Annotated in this window: 1 protein-coding gene and 2 pseudogenes; all 3 read right to left on the reverse strand. The window is 53.7% G+C overall.

Going from position 1 to position 3,032, the window contains the following annotated elements; translation table 11 throughout:
* Positions 1-1,402: 1,402 nt before the first annotated feature.
* Positions 1,403-1,531: pseudogene (locus T18_RS26645) on the reverse strand (type IV secretory system conjugative DNA transfer family protein); the annotation flags it as partial.
* A 54-nt stretch (positions 1,532-1,585) separates the two neighbouring features.
* Positions 1,586-1,894: an anti-sigma factor antagonist gene (locus T18_RS12345; RefSeq protein ID WP_038495616.1), complete on the reverse strand. Its 309-nt coding sequence runs from the start codon at positions 1,892-1,894 to the stop codon at positions 1,586-1,588.
* A gap of 187 nt (positions 1,895-2,081) precedes the next feature.
* A pseudogene (locus T18_RS12350) lies at positions 2,082-3,006 on the reverse strand (nucleotidyltransferase and HEPN domain-containing protein).
* Between the last annotated feature and the right edge of the window lie 26 nt (positions 3,007-3,032).

Below are 3,032 nucleotides of genomic sequence, written 5' to 3' on the forward strand. Positions count from 1 at the left end.
AACATGATTTCTTTAGAACGAAAGACTTCGTCGCCAGCAGCGCCGCCGCCCTCGTTCAGTGAGCGGACTTATAGAGAGCAGCTTGCGCCTACGTCAATGGGCAAAAAAGAAAATCCTTGGAAAAAAAACGGGCGCCAAAATTCCGTAAAATAATCAACACTTTGGCGGCGTCGACGTCGTCTGGACAGATATTTCCAGAATTACGATTGCATTTTTAGTAGTCCGCTTTCACCATACAGAGGCTTACGCCTGCTCAAATTGTCGAATAGAGCTTAATACGGCGGTGGTTGGGTTGCGCCACGAGTGCAAGCTTGATCGCCGAAACATTTCGAGTGAGTGCTATCCTTGAGGATAGCCAATTCCAAACAGCAGAATGGAAATGCTCGAAATGTCTGATGCTTCTTGGGTAGATTAGTTTCCTCTCGTCTTTTTCCCGGCCAAGATCATAGTGCTCGGCATAGGCATGTATTATGCGATCAAGTGGCATCACGATCAGGCGAAGAAAGATAGCGAGACCAAAGGGCACTGAGCGTGCCCCCTGCTGTCCGTCGCTCAAGCCCGCATTGCGTTGCTGGCTGAAGGCGACGAGAGCGGCAAGCAGTTGCAGCGCCTCCCCGGCGAATTATCAGCCTCATAACTGTCGCGGAACAACGGGCGAACTATGTGAGAACATCCGCGCCAATTGCTCTACATTAGATTTTTCCCAATGAGAGCATTGGCTTACCTCTATCAAAAGCCGCTCCAGATAGCTGGAAGCGGCATGCTTGATGAAATAAATAGAATACGAGTAGCCAATATTCGGGAAAGTATTTGAGCTAGAAAAACGGTGCTCGTTCCCATGAAACGTGGAGATCAATCGAGACTTTCACTCAATTTGTCAATTAGCTCTCATGGATATGCTTAATCTGTAAGCCTCAGCCCATGGCGTCAACGACAGTGCGCCAGCCGTTCGGTGCTCCTTTCCGATTGGGTCCCAGGTCGCTATCGCCTCGTAGAGCGGAGGTCGATCCAGATTTTAAGCGTCAAAACACCTGTTTGGAGGTATACCCAGATAGATTATCAGCCCAAAAAGTGTCATGCCCGGGGTGTCACAAGCGTGAGGAGCCCCACAGCTCATGTGGGAGCTTACGGCATAGTAAATGAGATACGCAATCGATCCAGAACCCGCTATTATTCCTTCACAGCAAGACGCACGCCCGTCCTGCCGCTCACTTCGGCACTGTGGGGAGCGCGTTCGCGTCAGGACAGGCTGGATCACCGCGTACCATATTCCGTTGCAGTGGACGCCTGTTCTCGGGGCTTGCCGAGCCATATCCACTTCCCACTACGGTCAAGATAGCACGAGGGCCGCGCGTACAATGGTGTGACGGGTTGCCCAACCGCCTTCTGGACACGCTTCCCGTCAGACTGGATCGAACATCTCCCTGAATTCCGGATCGGCAAAGTATGCAAGCTTTTCAGCGAAAACTGGTCGTTGCCCGGCCAGGAACAGCAACTGTCCGTGCGCCGGCAGATTGCGCACCTCATCAGGGCGCGGCGGCTCGCATCATGTTCTTGAATGCGTCCCGAGAAAGTCGCAACCGGTTCATGGAGCGCCCTGCCCGCTGTCGCCACCCACTCCCGTGCCCGGCAGTCCTTGTCCGATCAGATCGTCAAACAGCGCCTTGTCATTGTCGCGCGTCAGAAAGCCCGGCAGTTCGCGGCGCAGCCAGTCATCGAGCTGTTGCTTAAACTCCTGATCATTCGCGGTCTCCAGGTGATGCAGAACGAGCGAGCCGATCAGGACCTTGCGGCGCATATCTTTGTTGCGCTCGGTTTTCGAGAGACGGGCCTTGAGGGCGGAACGTTGCGCATCCAGTTCAGCCAGGCGCTGTTCGATTGTTTTCCTTGCCACGATTGTTCCTTTCGATTGCAGTCGCACCGGAACTGCCGCTGTTGACCGCGGCTTTGCTCCTGGAAGACAGACCAGTTTCTATGAGGAGATCGACATAGCGATTGCGAGAGTAGGTTGGACCTTATGGTTCATGAGGCTGTAGTCGCCGTCACCTGAGCACAGGAGACTTTGTGCTAACCCGTGAATCTCAGTCGCTGGAATTTGCGGCTTGTCCTGCGGTCTGTTCGAGCTTTTCGATGTGCTCGCGGCAGAGCGTCTCAACCAGCTTATGAAGTTCCCCGGTCCGCTCCTGAAGCCAGGTGAGCGCCTCTTCGGAAACCTCGAAACGCTTCGAATAGCGTGCCTTGACGTAGGCCTCATTGAGGATGTTGTACCATGTGGTAAATCGCTGACGATCGCGCGGCCAGATGGCGATCAAACGGTGATCACGCCCTTCGGAAAGTCCACGCAGGAATTTGAGATTGTGCGACGCAGGGGAATAGTTTGTCAGTGTCAGGAGGTAGCAGTTGTAGGCGGTCTCCACTGCCTGATGGAGCGTAAAGGCTGCTAGATTGAGGTATCCTGACTTCAGGTAAAAACCGACGCCTTCGAGAAATCCCGCTGCATTTTTGAACTGCTTTTCAAAATGCTCCTCTGCCACCCTTAGTGCATCGGCAGGTCTGAGCGGTTTCGGTTCAGCCAGCGGCCTATCGTCGAATTCGTAAAGCACGATGCCTTCACGTGCGAGATCGACAAAGAAGGGTTGGCCATCATTCAAAAAGTTGCTGATCTCGCGGGCGCCATGCACGATAAGGCCGACGGGTGTCTCGATCTCCTTGTCCCACATCAGCCGGTCTGTTGTCTTGTCCCAGTATTTGGGATCGGCAAGTTCCTTGTTGCTGACGATGACGAGAATGTCGAAATCCGAGCGGTAGCCTTTCGACGTATGCGGCTCATCCACCCAGGTGCCGCGCGCATAAGAACCGAACAGAATGATTTTGAAAATCCGCCCGTCTTTCTTGGCGTCAGACTTCGAGCGCTCCACCAGATCAGCAAACTCTTCCTGGATAATTCCGACGACGCGCGAGCTCGCGTTGCTTTCGTTCCGGCAAATGTTCAAGGCTGGTCTTCATGTCTGCTCCGTTTCTGGACGGTATCC

It is taken from the genome of Rhizobium sp. TBD182 (assembly GCF_001950375.1).
GTDB classification, from domain to species: domain Bacteria; phylum Pseudomonadota; class Alphaproteobacteria; order Rhizobiales; family Rhizobiaceae; genus Agrobacterium; species Agrobacterium tumefaciens.